General features: G+C 41.6%; 18 protein-coding genes and 2 tRNA genes. 14 read left to right on the forward strand and 6 right to left on the reverse strand.

The window, feature by feature from the left end; translation table 11 throughout:
- The first annotated feature begins 97 nt into the window (after window positions 1-97).
- The 6 genes from G6Q48_RS11495 (at window position 98) to G6Q48_RS11520 (ending at window position 6,534) form a co-directional block, all read left to right on the forward strand.
- Window positions 98-1,588: an APC family permease gene (locus G6Q48_RS11495; RefSeq protein ID WP_102140301.1), complete on the forward strand. Its 1,491-nt coding sequence runs from the start codon at window positions 98-100 to the stop codon at window positions 1,586-1,588.
- Complete coding sequence (locus tag G6Q48_RS11500; protein WP_242685805.1) at window positions 1,563-2,177, forward strand: DUF3156 family protein; 615 nt, start codon at window positions 1,563-1,565, stop codon at window positions 2,175-2,177. Before G6Q48_RS11495 ends, G6Q48_RS11500 begins: the two co-directional genes overlap by 26 nt.
- A 58-nt stretch (window positions 2,178-2,235) precedes the next feature.
- Entirely contained in the window at window positions 2,236-3,804 is a 1,569-nt protein-coding gene (locus G6Q48_RS11505; protein WP_239979286.1) for an alpha/beta hydrolase-fold protein, read from the forward strand.
- Between the two features lie 180 nt (window positions 3,805-3,984).
- Window positions 3,985-5,424, forward strand: coding sequence for an alkaline phosphatase (phoA, locus tag G6Q48_RS11510; protein ID WP_102140299.1), 1,440 nt, complete (start codon window positions 3,985-3,987; stop codon window positions 5,422-5,424).
- Window positions 5,425-5,631: 207 nt separating this feature from the next.
- Window positions 5,632-6,159 carry a GNAT family N-acetyltransferase gene (locus tag G6Q48_RS11515; RefSeq protein ID WP_102140314.1) on the forward strand — a complete coding sequence of 176 codons (528 nt, stop codon included), beginning with the start codon at window positions 5,632-5,634 and terminating at the stop codon, window positions 6,157-6,159.
- Window positions 6,160-6,279: 120 nt separating this feature from the next.
- The gene (locus G6Q48_RS11520; RefSeq protein WP_004905763.1) at window positions 6,280-6,534 is read left to right on the forward strand and encodes a DUF1435 family protein; all 255 of its coding nucleotides are present in this window, start codon (window positions 6,280-6,282) and stop codon (window positions 6,532-6,534) included.
- Between the two features lie 194 nt (window positions 6,535-6,728).
- On the opposite strand, the gene G6Q48_RS11525 is transcribed toward G6Q48_RS11520, so the two are convergent.
- The 3 genes from G6Q48_RS11525 to rsmC all read right to left on the reverse strand — a co-directional run bounded on the left by G6Q48_RS11525 (window position 6,729) and on the right by rsmC (window position 8,158).
- A tRNA-Leu gene (locus tag G6Q48_RS11525) sits at window positions 6,729-6,814 on the reverse strand.
- A 48-nt stretch (window positions 6,815-6,862) separates the two neighbouring features.
- Window positions 6,863-6,948: transfer RNA gene (locus tag G6Q48_RS11530), tRNA-Leu, on the reverse strand.
- A gap of 196 nt (window positions 6,949-7,144) precedes the next feature.
- The gene (rsmC, locus tag G6Q48_RS11535; protein ID WP_166266556.1) at window positions 7,145-8,158 is read right to left on the reverse strand and encodes a 16S rRNA (guanine(1207)-N(2))-methyltransferase RsmC; all 1,014 of its coding nucleotides are present in this window, start codon (window positions 8,156-8,158) and stop codon (window positions 7,145-7,147) included.
- Between the two features lie 133 nt (window positions 8,159-8,291).
- Here rsmC and G6Q48_RS11540 point away from each other — a divergent pair, with 133 nt between their 5' ends.
- Window positions 8,292-8,702: a DNA polymerase III subunit psi gene (locus G6Q48_RS11540; protein ID WP_102140297.1), complete on the forward strand. Its 411-nt coding sequence runs from the start codon at window positions 8,292-8,294 to the stop codon at window positions 8,700-8,702.
- Window positions 8,671-9,123 carry a ribosomal protein S18-alanine N-acetyltransferase gene (gene rimI / locus G6Q48_RS11545; protein WP_102140296.1) on the forward strand — a complete coding sequence of 151 codons (453 nt, stop codon included), beginning with the start codon at window positions 8,671-8,673 and terminating at the stop codon, window positions 9,121-9,123. The genes G6Q48_RS11540 and rimI overlap by 32 nt, the downstream gene beginning before the upstream one ends.
- Window positions 9,124-9,210: 87 nt before the next feature.
- Here rimI and G6Q48_RS11550 read toward each other — a convergent pair whose 3' ends face one another.
- On the reverse strand, window positions 9,211-10,770 hold the full coding sequence (locus G6Q48_RS11550) for a BCCT family transporter (protein ID WP_207393032.1): 1,560 nt from the start codon (window positions 10,768-10,770) through the stop codon (window positions 9,211-9,213).
- Between the two features lie 321 nt (window positions 10,771-11,091).
- Between G6Q48_RS11550 and G6Q48_RS11555 the strand changes: the two genes are divergently transcribed.
- From G6Q48_RS11555 to G6Q48_RS11565, 3 genes are read left to right on the forward strand one after another with little or no spacing between them, the layout of a single operon-like run.
- Window positions 11,092-12,219 (forward strand): aromatic ring-hydroxylating oxygenase subunit alpha, encoded by a 1,128-nt coding sequence (locus G6Q48_RS11555; protein WP_166266558.1) that lies wholly within the window; start codon window positions 11,092-11,094, stop codon window positions 12,217-12,219.
- A 36-nt stretch (window positions 12,220-12,255) separates the two neighbouring features.
- The gene (locus tag G6Q48_RS11560) at window positions 12,256-13,704 is read left to right on the forward strand and encodes an NAD-dependent succinate-semialdehyde dehydrogenase (RefSeq protein WP_102140294.1); all 1,449 of its coding nucleotides are present in this window, start codon (window positions 12,256-12,258) and stop codon (window positions 13,702-13,704) included.
- Between the two features lie 16 nt (window positions 13,705-13,720).
- Window positions 13,721-14,674 (forward strand): PDR/VanB family oxidoreductase, encoded by a 954-nt coding sequence (locus G6Q48_RS11565; protein ID WP_166266560.1) that lies wholly within the window; start codon window positions 13,721-13,723, stop codon window positions 14,672-14,674.
- A gap of 45 nt (window positions 14,675-14,719) precedes the next feature.
- Here the strand turns inward: G6Q48_RS11565 and G6Q48_RS11570 are convergent, their stop codons facing one another.
- Both G6Q48_RS11570 and G6Q48_RS11575 read right to left on the reverse strand, forming a co-directional pair.
- A complete protein-coding gene (locus tag G6Q48_RS11570) occupies window positions 14,720-15,625 on the reverse strand; it encodes a helix-turn-helix domain-containing protein (RefSeq protein WP_102140292.1) in 906 nt (301 codons plus the stop codon).
- 34 nt (window positions 15,626-15,659) lie between these two features.
- A complete protein-coding gene (locus G6Q48_RS11575; protein ID WP_166266562.1) occupies window positions 15,660-16,574 on the reverse strand; it encodes a LysR substrate-binding domain-containing protein in 915 nt (304 codons plus the stop codon).
- 102 nt (window positions 16,575-16,676) lie between these two features.
- Here G6Q48_RS11575 and G6Q48_RS11580 point away from each other — a divergent pair, with 102 nt between their 5' ends.
- The 3 genes from G6Q48_RS11580 to G6Q48_RS11590 all read left to right on the forward strand — a co-directional run bounded on the left by G6Q48_RS11580 (window position 16,677) and on the right by G6Q48_RS11590 (window position 19,998).
- The gene (locus tag G6Q48_RS11580; protein WP_102140290.1) at window positions 16,677-17,741 is read left to right on the forward strand and encodes a tartrate dehydrogenase; all 1,065 of its coding nucleotides are present in this window, start codon (window positions 16,677-16,679) and stop codon (window positions 17,739-17,741) included.
- Window positions 17,742-18,238: 497 nt separating this feature from the next.
- Window positions 18,239-19,075 (forward strand): type IV toxin-antitoxin system AbiEi family antitoxin, encoded by an 837-nt coding sequence (locus G6Q48_RS11585; RefSeq protein WP_102140289.1) that lies wholly within the window; start codon window positions 18,239-18,241, stop codon window positions 19,073-19,075.
- A gap of 8 nt (window positions 19,076-19,083) precedes the next feature.
- Window positions 19,084-19,998 carry a nucleotidyl transferase AbiEii/AbiGii toxin family protein gene (locus G6Q48_RS11590; protein ID WP_166266564.1) on the forward strand — a complete coding sequence of 305 codons (915 nt, stop codon included), beginning with the start codon at window positions 19,084-19,086 and terminating at the stop codon, window positions 19,996-19,998.
- The last annotated feature ends 469 nt before the right edge of the window (window positions 19,999-20,467 follow it).

The following is a 20,467-nucleotide window of genomic DNA, read 5'->3' on the forward strand; positions in this document are numbered from 1 at the left end:
AGCCTATTTGGGCTTATTTCTATAGTGGATGTGTAGTTACTTTGTTTTTACAAAAAATTCACATTCATGGCTGGGTAGAGAGTGAGAGGGATGTAAAATGAATTTATCCTCAAAATTGTCGACACATTTAGAAAAAGGGAAAGTTGGCTTTCCGACCACATTGGCGAGTTCTGCCGGCTTGATTATGGCTAGCCCCGTTATTTTAACCGTTACGAGTGGATTCGGTATAGGTGGTGATACGTTTGCCCTAGCCGTGCTACTTAGCTTCATTATGATGCAAGCTCAGCTAACCACATTTTCGGAGGCTGCAGCCATTCTACCAACGTCAGGCTCAGTATATGACTATATCTCTTGTGGGATGGGGCGGTTTTGGGCGATAACTGGCGCGCTTTCGGCTTATTTGATTGTGCATGTGTTTGCAGGAACTGCCGAAACGATCCTTTCTGGAATTATGGCGCTTGTTAATTTTGAGCATCTCAATACTGTCTTAGAAACCAGTAATTCGTCTTGGATGGTCGGCGTGGGATTAGTTGTCGCGTTTGGGATTTTAAATGCATTCGGCATTGAAGCCTTTGGTAAGGTTGAGGTTGTACTGACATTCGCCATGTGGTCTACGTTAGTGATTTTTAGTGTGAGTGGTTTGATATTGCCCTTTCATGTCGATATGGACGGCTGGTTTGGTCAGCCACTCAATACTGACCCAACATTGATTCTCAGCTTTGTTGGTATGGCGATGTTCATGTTTGTTGGGTGTGAGTTAGTGACACCAATGGCGCCTGAAATTAAAAATTCCGCTAAGGTGATCCCTCGCGCGATGACAACGGGCCTATTTTGTGTCGCGCTCTGTATGGTGTTATTCGGTGCAGCTTTAGCGAACCAAGTGGAAAATGTGGTCGTTGACCCGCAAACAGGCACACGTTTACTGGAAACACCAATGGCAATCCCAGCATTCGCTGAAATTGTCATGGGTGAGTTTGGGAAGTATTGGATAGGTGTCGCATTATTATTGGCTGGTGGAGCAACCATTAATACGTTAATGGCAGCGGTTCCTCGTATTCTTTATGGAATGGCGCTTGATGGGGCATTACCACGCATCTTTGCTTATTTACATCCACGTTTCAAAACCCCAGTATTCGGCATTTTAGTGGCCGTGATGATCCCGTGTTTGCATGCTTTTGCTATTCAAGGCGACCTTGACCGTATCATTCCATTGGTACTGGCGGCGGTGTGTTCTTGGGGAACGGCTTACTTGCTGGTAACGATTTCAGTGGTGTTATTGCGTATTCGTCGTCCTGACTTACATCGTGCTTATCGTTCTCCTTTTTTCCCTATACCGCAAATTATTTCGAGTGTCGGAATTATTTTAGCTATTGTGTACATTACCCCACCGGGTATGAATAAATCGGATATCTATATTCCTTTTGCCATTATGTTAGGTTTAACCGCAGGGTATGCATTAATTTGGACCGTTTTCGTGCAGAAAGTTAACCCATTTAAACCCGTAGATGTTGAATCCGTTTTATCAAATTCCTTTGCCGATGAAGAAATGGAAGGAGGCCAACTTGAGCCATTACGTCACCTCGCCTAAACCGTCTTTGTGGGAAAAAATCGGTAAGCTCATTCAGCAACGTTTGCCTGCCGGATATCAAATAGGATTGACACTTAACCGTGTTGAAAAGGACATGGCGCCTTATCCATGTGAGTGGGGAGCACCCGGAGAGCTCCTTGTACAGCCTCAACCGGAGTTAACCATTGAGGTGACAGAGCGACCAAAAAAGTTGTTTCTCGCTTTCATTGTGTATAGCCGTTTTGCGGTGTCAGGCCAATGCACAGATAATATCAATGCAAAAATTGAAGTAAAAACCCGAGGGAGTATAAAGAAAAAACATATCCATTTCGTCTCAAAACAAATGGATGGACAGAGAGTTATTGAATGGCTGAATGAATACCCCATTATTAGGCAAACATTAGAAGAGCTGGAATTTAATCATTGCGAAATAGAGTTTAGCCATGGTCGTTGGCGTTGTGAAATCGAGCCTTACACCGCATCAGAAATGGTGAGCCGTATTCCTGCGACTCGCCGTTATTTGAGATTAGTACAAAAACAACGCTATTATTTATTGAGTGCGCTGCAGTTAATTAACCAATTGGTGGAAAAACGTGCTGTGAGCCATTGAGTTTAAAAGAGTTTTTTGATAGTAATAATTATTATCAATTGACTCGCTGGAATTTGATGTGAAATCTTTGCCTCTTTTAGGTTGTATGTTGCTGTCATCTACTGCAATGGCAACGCATTCTGACTGCATGCGTTTATCTGAGCTTTCCTTTGTTGAAGGGCTGCATGATAGCGAGGGCCATAGTTGCTTATCTATTGAAGTATCACAGCAAGATTTTATAAAACAACGTGGTGAAGGCCTTTCCAAGGTCCTGTTATTGGACTCCAATAAACAGCCAGTGCGTGCATTGCAAGAGTATGGCTCGGTGCAAGAACCCCATAGCGCAGACTATGTCGTATCAGAAAATGGGGTTTATTATTTAGCATTGAATGGTGAGCCGGGTAAACCTTGGCAGTTAAAGTTTGATATCAGCGAGTACCAACCTTTAGCCATTAAGAAAGATAATGAACCTATTAGCCCGATGCTACAAAGTTTACTTGATGAACATTATCAAAATGGCGATACAAGCGCATTTTGGCAAGCTGTCGCCGCGCAAGGAACACCACTGGTTGAGGTGTTTTCAAATCGACAAAAACGCGTGACATTTCTTTGGCGAGGCGCGAAAGCAAATGCTTATATTCTAGGGGCACCGTCGGGTAATCACGAAAGAATGGCCCACTTGGCGGGAACGGATATTTGGTATCGTTCTTTTATCATTCCTAATGATACGTTATCACAATATAAAATTGCACCGGATATCCCTTCTGTGCCTGAGGGCGGCTTTGCTCAACGTAAGGCGATTTTAGTCACTGCGCAGTCAGACCCTTATAATTCTCACGTTATTCCTTCGCAAAGCATAGATAAATATAACCGTTTTTCTTTGTTATCATTAGTACCGAATATACGCCAATGTCATTTCTCCGATGTAGAAAACAGGCAGATTAAAGGCCATTTAGAGACATTTACGTTGGCGAGTCAGGTATTAAAAAACGAAAGAAAAATAACGGTTTACCAGCCTAATATCCCAATGGAAACCCCTGCACTATTGGTGCTATTGGATGGCCAAATTTACCTGCAAAACTATCAAATGGATAAATTCTTTGATAAGTGGATGGATCAAGGGAGTTTCCCAGCGATGAATATTGTGTTTGTGGACAGCATCAATTCAGCGCGCCGTGGTGATGAGCTTCCTCCTAATGATGCGTTTCCTAAGTTGCTGGCGGATGAACTTATGCCTCAGCTCGCGGAAATGGGAGTTCAAGCACCTGCAAGCCATACGATTATTGCAGGTTCCAGCTATGGAGGGCTTGGGGCGACATGGAATGCGTTACAGTACCCGGAAATTTTCGGTAATGTCATTAGCATGTCAGGATCTTACTGGTGGGCTCCGAAGGATAAAGACCCTGAATGGTTAATTCGTGAAATTGAAATGATGCCAACACAACCGATCCGTTTTTTCCTTGAGGCTGGCCTATTTGAACAACGTGGTAGTTGGGGGGGAATTATTCAAAACCACTACCGGTTATTCGATGTTCTAAAACATAAAGGTTATCAAGTTGATGCCATTGAACTCCCTAGTGGGCACGACTACGTTTCTTGGTGTGAAACGCTTTATGAGGGAACAAACCAACTTGCGTCACAATGGTAAATAGTCCTACGCTCATGCATAAAAAGCAGCTTATATTTAGCTGCTTTTTCACATTTATGACAAACGTCTTCATTTCGCCATAAAAGCGTCATTCAACTGTCATCTGGCTCCTTTAGCATGCCTTTCATTATTTGAAATATACATCTTCTATTTTCATTATTGATTGGCAAGGAAACAGTTATGACTGGTAATTTTATGAAATCCCTTTTAGCTGTCACGGTAAGTACTTTAATTTTAGGGAGTACAGTCCCTGCCTACGCGGCTGATAAAAATGATGCGGTGTCAGAAAACCGTGCGGCGCAAGGTGATATCACCAAATTTGGTGGCGCGCGTCGTTTAGCGACAGAGCAAACTGATATCATGAAAGCGGCACTTCACAATGGCCAAGCCAAAAATGTGATTTTATTTATTGGTGATGGTATGGGGGACTCAGAGATAACTGTTGCTCGTAACTATGCAGAAGGCGCTTCAGGGTTCTTTAAAGGTATCGATGCGCTGCCAATTACGGGTCAGTACACCCATTATGCATTAGATAAAAAAACACAAAAACCCGACTATGTGACTGATTCTGCCGCGTCTGCCACTTCGTGGTCTTCCGGTGTGAAAACCTACAATGGCGCATTGGGAATTGATGTATTTGGTAACGACCATGAGACATTAATTGAGATAGCTAAACGTAATGGTAAAGCTACAGGTAACGTCACAACTTCCGAGATTCAAGATGCAACGCCTGCTGCGCAATTTTCGCATGTGAGTGCGCGTAAATGTTATGGCCCTGAGGAAACAACAGAAAAATGTGCGACTAACGCGCTAGAAAATGGCGGTCGTGGTTCAATTTCAGAGCAACTGTTGGTAACTCGCCCAGATGTCACACTTGGTGGTGGCGCTAAGAGCTTCAAGCAAGAAGCAAAGGCGGGTGACTACAAAGGTAAAACGTTGGAGCAACAGGCGATTGAACGTGGGTACAATATTGTGCGAGATGCTAAATCATTAGACAGCATTAAAGTCGCAAATCAAGACAAACCTGTTCTTGGCTTATTCCACGATGGCAACATGACGGTTGCATGGGAAGGCCCGAAAGCGGTTCATTATGGTAATATCAACAATGCGCCGTTAGAGTGTAAACCGAACGCTAAGTTAGACCCTAATGCGCCAACATTAGCTCAAATGACGAAGAAAGCGATTGAACTGTTAGAAGTTAACCCGAATGGTTTCTTCTTACAGGTTGAAAGCGCTTCTATCGATAAGCAAGATCATAAAGCAAACCCATGTGGCCAAATTGGTGAAACAGTTGCTCTTGACCAAGCTGTACAAGTTGGCTTAGATTTCGCTAAAAAACATGGTGATACATTAGTTATTGTGACAGCTGACCATTCACATTCAAGCCAAATTATTCCAGAAGGCACAAAATCAACGGGCTTAACGCAAGCGTTGATTACTAAAGACGGTTCTGTGATGGTAGTGAATTACGGTAACTCTGAAGAAGATGATTCTCAAGAGCACACCGGTGCTCAGTTACGTGTGGCGGCTTATGGCCCACATGCGGCAAACGTAATGGGTCTAACTGACCAAACTGATTTATTCTTTACCATGCGCGATGCAATGGGATTGAAGCAATAAACCAACCCTGTAGTGAAAATTCTCCGCAATAGGATGTTGCGGGGGATTTTTTTATTTTTTAGTCTATTTTCTCCTTATTTTTCAACCGTTCCTCAATAAACTTACTAAATATTTGCACTTCTTTTTTTATCCGTTATCTTGAAAAATTGATTTATCTGATAACAATAAATGTGCTTATTCATGGGCACGAATAATGAGAATGGCATAATGAGAGAAGTTCGCGAACTACAACGAGATGAAATCCCATCTGTTTGGTCTATCGACCGCACTGAATTAATTGAAAACCTTTATCTGTATCAAAATGGCGAGTTGGTGCTATCCAAACAGCGGTTTGATATGAAAGGTTGGCCAGAAGGTGAACCTGAAGCCTATACCCCCCATTTGTTGGAAAGTTATGACCAAGGCGCGGTATTTCTTGGGGTTTTTGAACAGGGCAAGCTAATTGCTGCTGCAAGTTTAGATAATGTGTGGCGCGGTGAGCAAAAAAACTTACTGCAATTATCTTTCCTGCATGTGAGCCACTCGTACCGTGGCGAAGGTTTAGCAGGGATGTTATTTCAGCAATGTGTTGAAATTGCGATGCAAAAAGGGGCAAAAGGCTTATATATTTCTGCGACGCCTTCAGAAAATACAGTGCACTTTTATCAATACCTAGGCTGTACCTTAATTGCACAACCTGATCCTGAATTATTTGCATTGGAACCTGAAGATATTCACTTTATTTATCTATTTTAGTAAGTTTTTATTTTGTAAAATAAGTGTTAATTTATAGGGGGGTGAAATAAAAAAGCATTGAAATTTACTAAAAACTAGATATGATTGATAATCATTATCATTTAAAGTGTTGAGGTCACTATGCCAACTAGCATATCAAAAACCACAGGTTTAAAGCGTATAGGCGCTGGCCTTTGGGGTGTCTTTGCTGTGATATTGTTGAGCATTGCTTATGTACTCAATAATATGGGCTTAGATAATTTAAAAATCATTATGATTATCATGATGGTAGCAACCGCAGGGATGTTATTTAATCGTGGCTCTCGTCGTTTATTGATTATCCCAGCTGTGATCTCACTTGCATGTTTTATGATGGCCTTTGTACTACAAAGGTAGCTCTATAATCTAATTGATAATTAAATAGAACAGAAAAAAGTGGTATCGAAAGATATTGATAATTGAATGGTATTCAAAATAACGGTTTATTCAAATGATTTACTATTGTCTTATAGTAAATAAGGCAAATAAGACAGCGTTAGCATTACAGAGAAGGTCAAAAGGGCAGGATGTATAAAAAAATGACTGACCAGTGGTGCGAAAGGGGGGACTTGAACCCCCACGTCCGAAGGACACTAACACCTGAAGCTAGCGCGTCTACCAATTCCGCCACCCTCGCAATACTGTCTCGTCAATACTGAGTTATCGTTGTTTGTCTCAAAATTAGTGGTGCGAAAGGGGGGACTTGAACCCCCACGTCCATAGGACACTAACACCTGAAGCTAGCGCGTCTACCAATTCCGCCACCCTCGCATGCCTAACTCAATTTTGATACAACGATACTTTTTACCTGCTAATGAGGTGGTGCGGATTTTAGGCTAATTTCGACGAACGTCAATAATTTTTTTATGAAGTATTTTTTGATTGATGAAAAAATGGCCGGTGAAGGATCACCAGCCAATGAGAAGCATGATAAATTGTGCTTTAGCCTAAATTACTCGTGTATAAATTAACGCTTAACTGCTTGGTAAACTTTAAATTTTCCCGTTTTTGCAAGTACTTCGTGACTACCAAAAGCTTTATCGAGTAAATCAGGGTATGGTAAGAAAGCATTCGCAACGATCCGCAAGCGGCCCCCTTTTTTCAGGTATTTAGGGGCTTGATAAATCATATTTTCCACCGCACGATAACTGGTGTTTAGGCCATCATGGAATGGCGGGTTAGAAATAATCCAATCAAATTTATCGTTAATATCTGAGTAAGCATCACTAGCGATGACTTTACCAGTCAGTTTATTGGCTTCAAGAGTGGATGCTGCGGAATCTAGTGCAGACGCACTGACATCACTTAAGGTAAGTTTGATCTCTGGGTTTTGTGAGCCGATCACCGCGGCAATCACACCGTTACCGCAAGCAAGATCAAGCAGATCACCACTCATTGGATCGGTTAATGTTGATAACAGTAGGTCACTACCGATATCAAGCTCATTATGGCTAAACACCCCTGGTAATGCGTTAATTCTAACATTATCAAGTTCATAATGACGCCACCAGCGAGCAATATCAAAGGTGGTTGATTGCTCTAATTCACCATAGTACAAGCCACAGCGACGTGCGGAGTCAATTTTTTGTAAGCTAGCGATCCCCTCCATAATGGATTCGGCGCTTTTAACACCACTGCGATTCTCACCGACGATAAAAATTTGGCTACCCGCAGCAAGATGAGTACAAAGGTCATCGAGTTGGAAACAGGCTTCTTGCTTGTTTTTTTGCCAAAAATAAATGAGAGTATCGCAAGGCTGGATAAATTCCGCAGGCGTAGTGGCAGAGAATAACGCCATATCTCCCATTAACGGCTGTAAACGCTGCCAGTGATGATACTGGTTGGTGATGACACGAACACTAGCCGCTTCTAAGGTTGCAGCGAGCTCATCCTGAATGTCACCGGCCAAAATGACATGACGATCTGTAAAATGTTCGAGATGGCGTTGAATAACTTCGCTGGCAGGTGTCAGTAATGACATATTCTGTCAATCTCCTAAAATAATAAAAAAACCGATGACATCTTACCAAAGATAAGAGAAATAGCATTGCTCTGTTGGCGCTATTGATCCCCTTTGATAAGATGTGGTTGTAAAATTGCGACTGGAAAATCAAATGACACGACGTGACAGGCTTTTAGAACAACTGGGGATCACTCAATGGATGGTGAGAAATCCTGCCGTGTTACGTGGTGAGCGTGGTGTAAGGATCCCAGCGTCGACTAAGCTTATTATTATTACTGATGAGAACCTTGATTTAAATAGCCAATTGCTAAAAGATATTTTTCTTTCCATGAATATTGCACAGGACGATGTGGTTTGTGTAAATTCAGAGCAACTAGGTTTAATCCCAACACCAATAATAACACCATGTTGGGTATTAGGTGATGAAATCCAGCCTGAAGGTTCAAAAATCATGTTTACTTCACCTGTTTTGTCTGAGCTAAGTACAAGCTGTAGCGCTAAACGGGCACTATGGAAACAAATTTATCAATATGATGAAAATTTCAACACTAAAGCAATCTGATCTCGCAACTGCGTACTTAATTGAGAAGTTGAGCCATGATTTTCCATGGACTGAGCGAGTTTTTTATGGGAACCAAGGGGAAAAGTACCATAACATAAAAATATCTGTTAATAATCAAATTGTTGGCTATGCAATAACACAGTGTGTTCTTGATGAAGCGACCTTGTTTAATATTGCCATACACCCTGATTACCAAGGGAAAGGCTATGGCCGTTTGTTGCTAGAACAGCTTATTGAAGAACTCGTAAAGAAAGGTATTCTCACGTTATGGTTAGAAGTGAGGGAATCAAATGCATCTGCTTTGCATCTATACGATAAGCTAGGTTTTCATCAAGTGACGGTGCGTAAAGATTATTACCCCGCCAAAAAAGGCCGAGAAGATGCTTTAGTACTTGCTTTGACTCTATTTTCTGATGAATAAATTTAAGTAACAAATAATTTATTACTAATATAATTAAAACCCCAATATGTCATGAGACATACTGGGGTTTTGTGCTTTTAGTGAAATTTATTTTTCAATTTCAGGAAGAATGGGCTTATTAATTATTTGGATGTTATCTTTTAACGCTTTTTTTGCCGCCGCTTGTGCGTTGACTTCTTCGTTGAGGCCTTTATATGTGGAATAACACATAATTAGCATCATGATGGATAGTGGCACAGCCATGGCGACCAGTGCGGATTGTAAGCCTGATAATCCACCCGTCATAATTAGCACAATCGCAATAGCAGCAATAACGACACCCCAAATGGTTTTAGTAACATGAGAAGGATTTGGGTTGCCATTCTCACTGACCATTCCCAGTACAAATACCGCTGAGTTAGCTGATGTGATAAAGAAAATCAGCACTAAAACAATCGCTAAGACACTAATAAATGTCGATGCAGGGAAATAGTCTAAAAACTTAAACAGTGCAGATGTGACGTCGGTTTTTACAGCATCTGCTAGTGCGGTTTGCCCTAAGTTTTGAATTAAATGAATGGCAGAACCGCCCATGACTGCAAACCAGGCAAAAGCACTTAATACAGGAATAAATACTGCGCCAATCATAAACTCTTTAATTGTTCTTCCTTTTGATATACGCGCCACAAAGCTACCCACTAATGGTGCCCATGCTATCCACCAGCCAAAGTAAAACAGTGTCCAGTTAGCAATCCAAGTACCGTCATTATAGGGCTCAGTGCGAAATGACATACTGACAAAATTTTGGACGTAGTCACCAATACCTTGGAATAAAACTTTTAAGATAGTTTGGGTGGGGCCAGACAAAAATATAAATGCCATCAATCCTAGAGCAAGTATGATATTTAAGTTTGATAGGTGTTTTATCGCTCCTTGTAATCCAGAGATCGTCGAAGCAACATAAACAACGGTAATTATTGTGATCAAGCCAATTTGTACATAAATACTGATGGGTAATCCCCATAAGTAATTCATACCACTGTTAACTTGTAGTGTACCAAAGCCTAATGATGTGGCGATACCAATGACGACGGACAACATCACCAAGATATTGATCCATTTCCCGACAGAGCCGTAGATCCGATCCCCGATTAAAGGATAGAAAACCGAGCTGAGTGAGGATGGCAATTTTTTTCTAAATTGGAAATAGCCTAAAGCCACACCGACGAGTGCATAACACGCCCATGCGGAAACCCCCCAGTGCAGATAGACATATTGCATCGCTGCTTTGGCAGACTGTTCTGTTAAGCCTTGCCCAACGGGTGGGCTGATATAATAGGAAACTGGCTCTGCCACCCCCCAGAACATCAAGCTGATACCAATCGAGGCACTGAATAACATCGCAATCCAGGTGACCGTGCTGTATTCCGGTTTGTCATTGTCATCGCCGAGGCGTATGTGACCAAATTTGGAAAAACCGAGAAACATACAGAAGCTGAAAAAGATAAAAACGGAACCTAGAATGAACCAACCTAGGTTGTTATAGATAAAACTTAAGGCGGAATGTGAAAATGCTTCCAGTTTATCAGGAATAAATGCACCAAAACTGATTAACGCCAGACTAAAGGCTAGCGACACGTAAAATACGGATTTTTTGTGATTCATCATACCTCTTCTCCAGTTGCTCACTTATTTTTTTCTTTTATGAGAGTTGGCTTGCAGGGAATACTCGTTTTGTTTTTTAGGGTACTTTTTTGTTAATTGCTACTTTTGGTTTACAGAGAATAGCCATGCAAAGATTGTGTAGTCACAAGTAATTAACCAATTGTTAACAGTTTTAATAATTAAAAGTAATTCAACTCATTGTTATATATTGGTTAAATGTTTTTGGTTAAATTTTTATCAATATTTCGTTTGATCATTAATGCGATCTGCATTAACATTCTCAAAAAAGATGTTAACTATAAGTTTACATAAGTGAGGGCAATTATGAGCAATGCAGCTAAAGTCATTTCGATTAATGATCACCTTGATATCGATAACGCATGGACAATCCCTGCGCGTTATTACACGTCTAATGATGTTTTTGAGTATGAAAAAGAAAAAATATTCGCTAATTCATGGGTTTGTGTCGTACATGTTAGTGAGGTAAAAGAAAAAAATTCGTATATCACCCGTGAACTCATTGGTGAAAGCCTTGTGATTGTTCGTGGTCGCGATGATGTATTGCGCGGTTTCTATAATGTGTGTCCACACCGAGGGCATCAGTTGATCAGCGGTGAAAGCGGTAAAGTCAAAAATGTGATTACTTGCCCTTACCATGCGTGGGCATTCAAGCTAGATGGCCAATTAGCACATGCGACTAACTGTGAAAATGTGAATAATTTTGAAGCTGATGCAATGACATTAAGTAGCTTCCATGTTACTGAACATGCAGGGTTTATCTATGTAAATATGACCGTAGGCGAACCGCAGCCTATTGAAGAGCAACTTCCAGGTTTAGCTGAAAAAATGCAAGAAGCTTGTGCGGTAATTAGTGATTTAAAATTGGCCGCTCGGTTTGTTAGCCATACACCAGCTAATTGGAAAACCATTGTTGATAACTATATTGAGTGTTATCACTGCCCAACCAACCATGTGAGCTTTGCAAGTTCGGTGGATGTTAACGTATACGAACACCAATTATTGGATAATTGGACTGTTCAAATTGGTAAGGCAAAACCTTCTGAGTCCTCCTATCAATTTGATGAATCTGTTTTAGACCCGCGTTTCTTTGGTTTTTGGATTTGGCCAAGCACTATGTTCAATATGCCTCCAGGCGGCGATTTCATGACAGTCATTTATGAGTTTCCTGTGAGCGCAGGGGAAACTTTGCAGCACTATGATATTTATTTCCTCAATGAAGAGTTGACTGAATATCAGAAAAACTTAGTGGAATGGTATCGCACGGTGTTCCGCCCAGAAGATTTACGGTTAGTAGAAAGTGTACAAAAAGGGTTGAGATCGCGTGGTTACCGAGGCCAAGGGCGTATCATGGCTGACAGGCAGCGCAGTGGGATTAGTGAACATGGCGTTGCTCATTTCCATAAAATCATCGCTGGCGCGCACACTGAGTAATTACGTTAACCATAAAAATAAAAGGAGAAGTCACAAATGCATCATTTAACTCACCCTGCACTATTTCGTCAGTCATGTTACATCAATGGGCAATGGGTTGATTCAGACAATAAAATCCCTGTGACTAATCCTTTTGACCAATCTGTGCTGGGAACGATCCCCAGCCTGTCGGCCACACAAGTAAATGAGGCGATTGAATCTGCGTATTCTGCGATGGAAGGCTGGAGTAAGCTGACAGCGAAAGCGCGTTCTATCATTTTACGTCGCTGGTTTGAGCTGATTGAAGCCCATGTTGATGATCTCGGGCGTTTAATGACTCTCGAACAAGGTAAGCCACTGCATGAGGCAAAAGGTGAAATTCGTTATGCCGCGTCATTTATTGAATGGTTTGCGGAAGAGGGAAAACGTGTTTATGGGGAGACTATCCCTCAAACGGTGGGAAGTAACCGTCTTTCGACAATCAAGCAGCCGATCGGTGTTTGCAGTGCGATTACGCCATGGAATTTTCCCGCAGCGATGATCACTCGTAAAGCGGCTCCAGCACTGGCTGCGGGTTGCAGTATTGTTATCAAACCCGCGACAGAAACGCCTTTTACGGCACTCGCCTTAGCGCAGCTGGCTGATGAGGCGGGTATCCCCGCTGGGATATTTAACGTCATTACTGGGGACTCTCGCGTTCTAGGGGAACGCCTAACTAAACATGAGCTTATCAGTAAATTTTCGTTTACCGGTTCAACACAAGTTGGGCGAATATTGTCTGAGCAGTGCGCATCAACGATTAAGAAAACCTCACTCGAACTGGGGGGGAACGCGCCTTTTATTGTCTTTGATGATGCGGACATTGATAAAGCGGTAAAGAGTGCGGTTCAAGCGAAATTTCGTAATGGTGGGCAAACTTGTGTTTGTGTGAACCGTTTTTATGTTCAAGATGCGATTTTCGATGAATTTCAGACCAAGTTCGTTACAGAAGTCGCCAAATTGCAAGTCGGTAATGGTCTTGAAGCCAGTACCGACATTGGGCCGATGATCACAACACGTGCTATCGATGGGATGAATGAGTTATTGCAAGATGCATTAGCGAAAGGCGCTCGCCAATTAACCTTAGGGAATGAAGTCACTGAGTATGGCAATTTCTTTAATCCCAAAGTCCTTGTTGATGTTGATGATTCAATGAAGATTGTTCATGAGGAAATATTTGGTCCCATTGCAACATTGATTCGTTTTAGTGATGAAAATGAAGTGATTACTCGCGCCAACAATACGATTTATGGCTTAGCGGCTTATTTCTTTTCTCGTGATGTTAGCCGTGTTTATCGTGTTGCTGAAAAGCTACAAAGTGGCATGGTCGGTATCAATACAGGCTTGATTTCTAATGAAGTTGCTCCTTTTGGAGGTGTGAAGCAATCAGGTCTAGGAAAAGAAGGCTCTCGATATGGTATTGAGGATTATTTAAGTACTAAGTATCTGTGTTTAGATATTGAATAATAAGAGAGGCACTGTGATGAACCAACAAAAAATTGCAGTCAATATTAGCCGAATTGAGCAAGTTAGCCCAAATATCAAGATGTTCGAATTTGTAGCGCAAGATGGTACTTTTGTGCCTTTTAGTGCAGGTAGCCACGTTACCGTTCACATGGATGGGCAGGCCGGTTTACAACGTGCTTATTCGTTAATCAGTGACCCACAGCAGTGTGGCAGTTATTGTATTTCTGTATTGCGTGATGAAAACTCGAAAGGCGGCTCTGCATTTATGCATGAGCAGCTATCGCCAGGGGACAGTTTGTACCTGTCACCAGCACAGAATTTTTTCTCGTTGGCACCGGATAACCAATGTAAGCATATTTTGATCGCTGGTGGAATTGGGATCACGCCTTTTCTCTCTTATCTCTATGAATTAGAAGAAAATGGAATGGATTTTGAGCTCCATTACTGTTTTCGTGATAGTGCAACAGCGGCATTTCTTGAACATTTGCAACAGCGTATTGGCTCGCGTTTATTTCTCTATGACGGCAGCCAAGGGCAACGAATGTCTGTTGAACAGTTGGTTCAAGCACAAGCGAGCAATAGCCATCTGTATGTATGTGGTCCCCAATCATTAATTAATGAGGTGATTGAAAAGGGTCATCAGCACCTTGGTGAATCACAGGTTCATTTTGAAAATTTTGGTGAAGTTGCCAGCGAAGGGGATTCATTTGAGGTCTATTTTCAACGTTCAGGTTTTAGTTTGGAAATCGGTAAAGATGAGTCCATTTTGCAGGTAATCGAAGCAGATAAGCGCATTAATGTGGAATGTTTATGCCGTAATGGGGTTTGTGGAACCTGCGAGACGGCAATACTTGAGGGAGAGGCTGATCATCGTGACCACTACCTCGATGATGATGAAAAAGCTGAGCAGAAAACGATGATGTTGTGTGTTTCGCGAGCTAAATCTAAACGGTTAGTTCTTGATTTATAATCAAAGTTGCCCCGCTTAGGCCACAAGTGGGGCAGAATACCTGTTTTAAATATCTTTTAATTCAAACATTAAAAAAGGCTGTTTTTCATCATTCAAGTGTTGATAAGCGGTAATTTGCTTGTCTTGAAATACGATTTGCCCCCGCCCAGTCCGAAATACTTCATCTAGCCATGGCTTATGGTTGATCACTAATTGATATAATAAACGTTGTAGTTCAAGGTAATCTATTTCAGTCGATTGATTGTGTAAGTTGCTGGCTAATATTTCACCTGCCTTATCGGTAAATACGACTAAATGATTGAAATGAGATAATAAAACATCAAAATAGCATTTGATTTTACGCAGGCGCAGTTCAGTATTTTTACGTTCTGTGTTGTCTAAGCTGATCCCAACCAGTTTTGTCACTTTGCCATTCGGGCCTTTGACGCCAGTGGCTCGAGATGTGATCCAGCGGTAATCGCCTTCCCAGTTAATTTTAAAATCCATTTCATGGGCACCCCCTTCACGGATAATTTTGGAATATCCATTAACCAACTTTTCCTTGGAGTCATGGCTCATTAAGGCCCAGAAATCTTCATTACTGGTGATTTTGATGCCATATACGGCTTCAACGTTGTCGGAGTAGTTCAATTCCCCCGTTAATAAGTCCCACTCCCATGTCACGATATCTGCGGATTCTTGAAGATGGACTTCGTTGATATTGCGCATGACGCCTGAATTGCTAACAGTGATTTGGTTATTGGTATATTCACCGTATTTCAACCATATCTTGTCGACATCCAATAACGTGGCGAGCTTTTCAAGATTATCTTCATCAATCATGCCGCCTTTCGTCCACTTGTTAACTGCCGTTCGGGAAACGCCAAGGGCTTCAGCTGCCTTTAATTGACTCATTTTTTTCTGTTTTAGCAATTTCAACAAACGTTCTTTGAATGTCTCTGTTTCTGTCATCAATTCATGTTTACCTTATAACTTATGGGGTTAACTAAAAACCATGTGATAAGTGAGTAGCAAGGTATTGCTCTAGATTTTCGATAAAGACTCTAAGGTTAGCACTCGTTCGGAGACTTCTCGAATATACAGCATAAACATCCGCGGTTTGATGCCATTGCGGTAACACTCGCACTAATTGGCCAGACTGTAACTCAGGCTGCACACTCCATTGGGAGCGCAATAGGATCCCTTCACCACTTAAGCACCATTGCTTGGCGACTTCACCATTATTGACGGTTAATTTGCTATTGGGAGTGACCGTCATACTTTCTTGCTGATGTTCAAGCTTCCATACAGCGGGGGCTTGATTACGTTCTTTAATCGCAATACAAAAGTGCTTTTGTTCCAGTTCTTGTGGATATTTTGGGTAGCCGTGTGTTGCTAAGTAGCTTGGTGAAGCGCACAGGATACGTTGGTTTTGTGCAATCCGCCTAGCAATAAATTGCTCAGCTATCGTACCGCCAATACAGATATCAACATCAATGTTTTCACTAATAATATCGACAGACTTATCGGTTAAAGTGAGGTCAATGCCTAATAAAGGGTAATTTCCCCGCAATGTCAGTATAAACGGGTTAATGTAAGTACTGCCAAAGCCTGTGCTACAACTGATACGCAGTGAGCCGCGGATCTCTTCGCGACAGGCGTTGAGTTGCTGTTGCATCTGTTCCAATTCAGCTAGCATCATTTCACTGCTACGCAAAATAATTTGCCCTTCATGAGTCAGCTTAATTGAGCGAGCAGTTCTAAAAAATAAAGTTTGTCCTAAATTTTCTTCTAGCAACTTAATGCGTTTAGAAACATAAGCTGGGGATACCAACAGCTGTGAAGCGGCTTGAGAGAAACTCATCAAACGGGCAACCGTGACAAAAACGCGGATATCCTCTAACGAAGGAAGCTTGTTCATAGTTTGTAAACCTAAGGATTACACTTCATATCTATACTTTATCACAGCAACCCCTAAACTGGAGAACAAACAGACATAATTCAATTATCAGAGGTTTTCACAATGTCACAATTTAACATAGCGGTTATTCCTGGTGATGGTATTGGTACCGAAGTGATCCCTGAAGGGTTAAAAGTATTAGAAGCAGCGGCAAATAAGCACGGGATAAAATTGCAGTTTACCCATTTTGATTGGTCGTGCGAAACCTATCACCGTACGGGGCGTATGATGCCTGAAGATGGCTTAGAACAATTGAAAAAATTTGATGCGATTTTCTTAGGCGCAGTCGGGTTCCCAGGTGTTCCTGATCATATTTCATTATGGGGGCTGTTATTACCTATCCGCCGCGCTTTCAACCAATATGTTAACCTGCGTCCTGTCCGTCTGTTTGATGGCATTAAGTGTCCGTTAGCAGATAAAAAACCGGGAGATATTGATTTTTATGTGGTGCGTGAAAACGTTGAAGGGGAATACTCTGCGATTGGCGGTATTCAGTACGAAGGTACTGATGAAGAAATGGTGCTGCAACAAAGTATTTTTACCCGTAAGGGAACAGACCGTATTTTAAAATATGCTTTTGATTTGGCACAGTCGCGTGAGAAAAAACATTTAAGTTCAGCGACGAAATCCAACGGACTATTTCATTCAATGCCTTATTGGGATAGTCGCGTAGCCGAAATAGCGAAGCAATACCCAGATATCAAAGTTGACCAATTTCATATTGATATTTTTGCTGCAAACTTAGTGAGAATGCCAGAGTTCTACGATGTGATTGTTGGGTCAAACCTGTTTGGCGATATTTTGTCTGATTTAGGGCCTGCTTGTACAGGTACCATTGCGATTGCGCCGTCTGCTAATATTAACCCAGAAAAACAATTCCCATCGATGTTTGAGCCGGTTCATGGATCAGCTCCGGATATTGCAGGGCAAAATATTGCTAACCCGATTGGTACGATTTGGGCGGCAGCCATGATGATGCAGCACTTGGGATGCCCTGAGATGCATGATTCGATTATGTCTGCGGTAGAAACCGCGATTAAACAACGTCAACATTTGACTCGTGATATGGGTGGCGATGCCAGTACGCAGGCGTTGGGGGATGAAATAGCCCGTTTGGTCAGTGCTTAGTTGATGCATAAAGACGCTGTTTATTGAGCCAATTTCGTGAGCCATCGGGGGACTGTTTTGCCTGTTCCTCGATGCTTTGCTTTTCAATGATGTTCAAGTGTGATTTCGGAAAGTGTGTACAAACTTGAGTACAAATTCCGTTTTATGGGCCTCTGGCGAAAATTCCATGACATAAACCGTCTTGTATCCCTTGTTATTCATAGGCTTGAGCTAAAAATTTCCATCTTCGGATGGGACTTGTTCTTTTATCACTTGATTTATGTACAAAGCAAACACACCAAAACATTGCAGATATTACTCGCGGACTGGACAAAGTAAGTTTTCTAAGTTTCGGTAGATTTGGTTTAAAAGTTGGAAATTATACGGCGATATTCGCCGTGAATGGAAAGAATAGTAAACCACGCCTTGTTGTGATAGTTTATTAAGTCTAGGTTTTACGGCGATATTAGCCGCAAAATAGCAAAGAGATAAACTAGAAAAAGGTTTGGTGTTTAAAAATGGTTAGTCATTCCCAGCGCGAAACGGTGAAAGAGTCTTATAAGCAGTCTCTTAAAACTCTTTTACCTTATGGTATGTTAGCAACAAAAAAATGGCTTGCAGAGCAGGGCTTGAGTGCTCATGCGTTGGATAACGCTGTCAAAACCGATACGTTATTGCCGCTAGCTATAGGTGTTTACAGCCAGTATTCTCGAACAGTCACTTGGGAAGGCGTAGTCGCTTCTATGCAGCGTATGATGAATAAAAGTGCAGATGAACAACTTCCGCCTGTCGTGGTCGGTGGATTGTCAGCGCTTTCCATATCTGGTTTGTCGCAATATTTGTCATTAGGAAGTACACCTCATATTCATTTATATGCAACGGGAAAACTGCCTTCCTGGCTTGAGAGACTGTCATTGCCAATTAAGTTCGAAGGACATAGTACAAGTAAACTTTGGCCTGAGAGCTTATTCAAAGATAGAGCATTCGTTAAAGAGCATGAATGGGGAGAGCAATTACCACCTGTATATTTTTCATGTCCTGAAAAAGCCATATTGGAAGTGTTGGTGGATTTGCCTGAAAGTGTGTCATTTGAACATGCCGATGAGCTAATGCAGGGGTTGGTGAATTTATCTCCAAGAAAACTAGATTCGCTCTTAAAAGCGTGTAAAAGCGTAAAGGTCAAACGATTGTTCTTTTGGCTTGCAAAACGCCAAGCTTATCCTTGGTTTGATAAGTTAAATGTAGAAAATTACGATTTAGGCTCAGGTAAGCGTGTTGTTGCTAAAGGTGGAAAATTGGATACAGAGTATCTAATAACAGTACCTCAGCATATGGTGTTGGCAAGTAAAGGATAAGTTCAGCGATGGATAGAAACAGTATTTATTACAAGCAAGTACAGCTTTTGATACAGGTATTGCCTTTCGTTGCCAAACAGAAATGCTTTGCGCTCAAAGGTGGTACAGCAATCAATTTATTTGTCAGAGACTTTCCTCGTTTATCGGTCGATATTGATTTGGTGTATCTGCCAATGAAGAGCCGTGATGATGCCTTGCAGGAAATCTGTGATGCACTTGATGCTATTAGCGTGGATTTAAAAATAACATTTAAAGATGTCGAGCTAACGGAAGCTTATCGGTCAAAACGCGATGCTCTAAGGTTGATCATTGCTCGCAACGGTGTGCAGATCAAAGTCGAGTTATCACCTGTATTGCGCGGTACTGTTTATGAACCAAAGCTGATGGAAGTTTGCGCAGTCATAGAAGACGAATTTGGTTATGTTGAAATACCTGTTGTTGACTTAGCTGATCTTTATGCTGGAAAGATATGTGCAGCATTGGATAGACAGCATCCAAGAGACTTATTTGATGTGAAGTTGCTTTTGGAGAATGAAGGGCTAACGGATGAAATTCGTAAAGCATTACTCGTTTATTTATCAAGCCATAATCGGCCAATGGCAGAATTGCTCAGTCCGCAATTTAAGGATATTACTGCCACCTATGAAGGTGAGTTTACTAACATGGCCGAGACGGATGTCCCGTTGGTGGAACTGGAAACCGTAAGGGGACGCCTAGTAGACCTCATTCACCAAGGACTGACCGATGTTGAAAAGGCTTTTTTGCTATCCTTTAAAAATCGAGAACCTGACTGGTCTTTACTCGGCCTGAATGGAGTCTGTGAGCTTCCTGCCATCAAATGGAAACAAATCAATTTAGCAAAAATGCCGAATGACAAACATACACAAGCCTTAGAAAAGCTGAAAGATGTTCTCAGTATGTGATTTCTAAAAAATAGATGTTTATGCAGGGCTGATCTTCTGAACAAATCATGCACCTTTCTGACCATCAACAAGTGGTAAATCAGACGATGAAAAGTCAGATTTATTCAACCAAAACTAGATGTTTTGCTGCTTTGAGTTGTTGGCTCGTCACATTGGTATCATACAGCAGCTGATCAGCCAGATTTGCTCTGGTAAATCGACTAGATCTCGTTACACCATGCAATACCGAACAACGGCAATTGCAGCATTATTGGCGTAGTACGACAAGCTATCATCGATTTTTGGTAGCGAAGGAATTTGTGGTTTAGAGACAGTTGTTTATGGGCTGAAGAAGCAACGATTACAAACAGCTACAACTGAGTATTGGCGCACACTGAGAGTAAATGGTAACAGATTAGATAGCCTTTGATTGTTAATACCCCCAAGATCTGCGAAAATAACCGCCAATTTTGATTAACAAGACGGATTT

The sequence above is a fragment of the Providencia sp. M-27 genome, assembly GCF_011077905.1.
Lineage (GTDB): Bacteria > Pseudomonadota > Gammaproteobacteria > Enterobacterales > Enterobacteriaceae > Providencia > Providencia huaxiensis.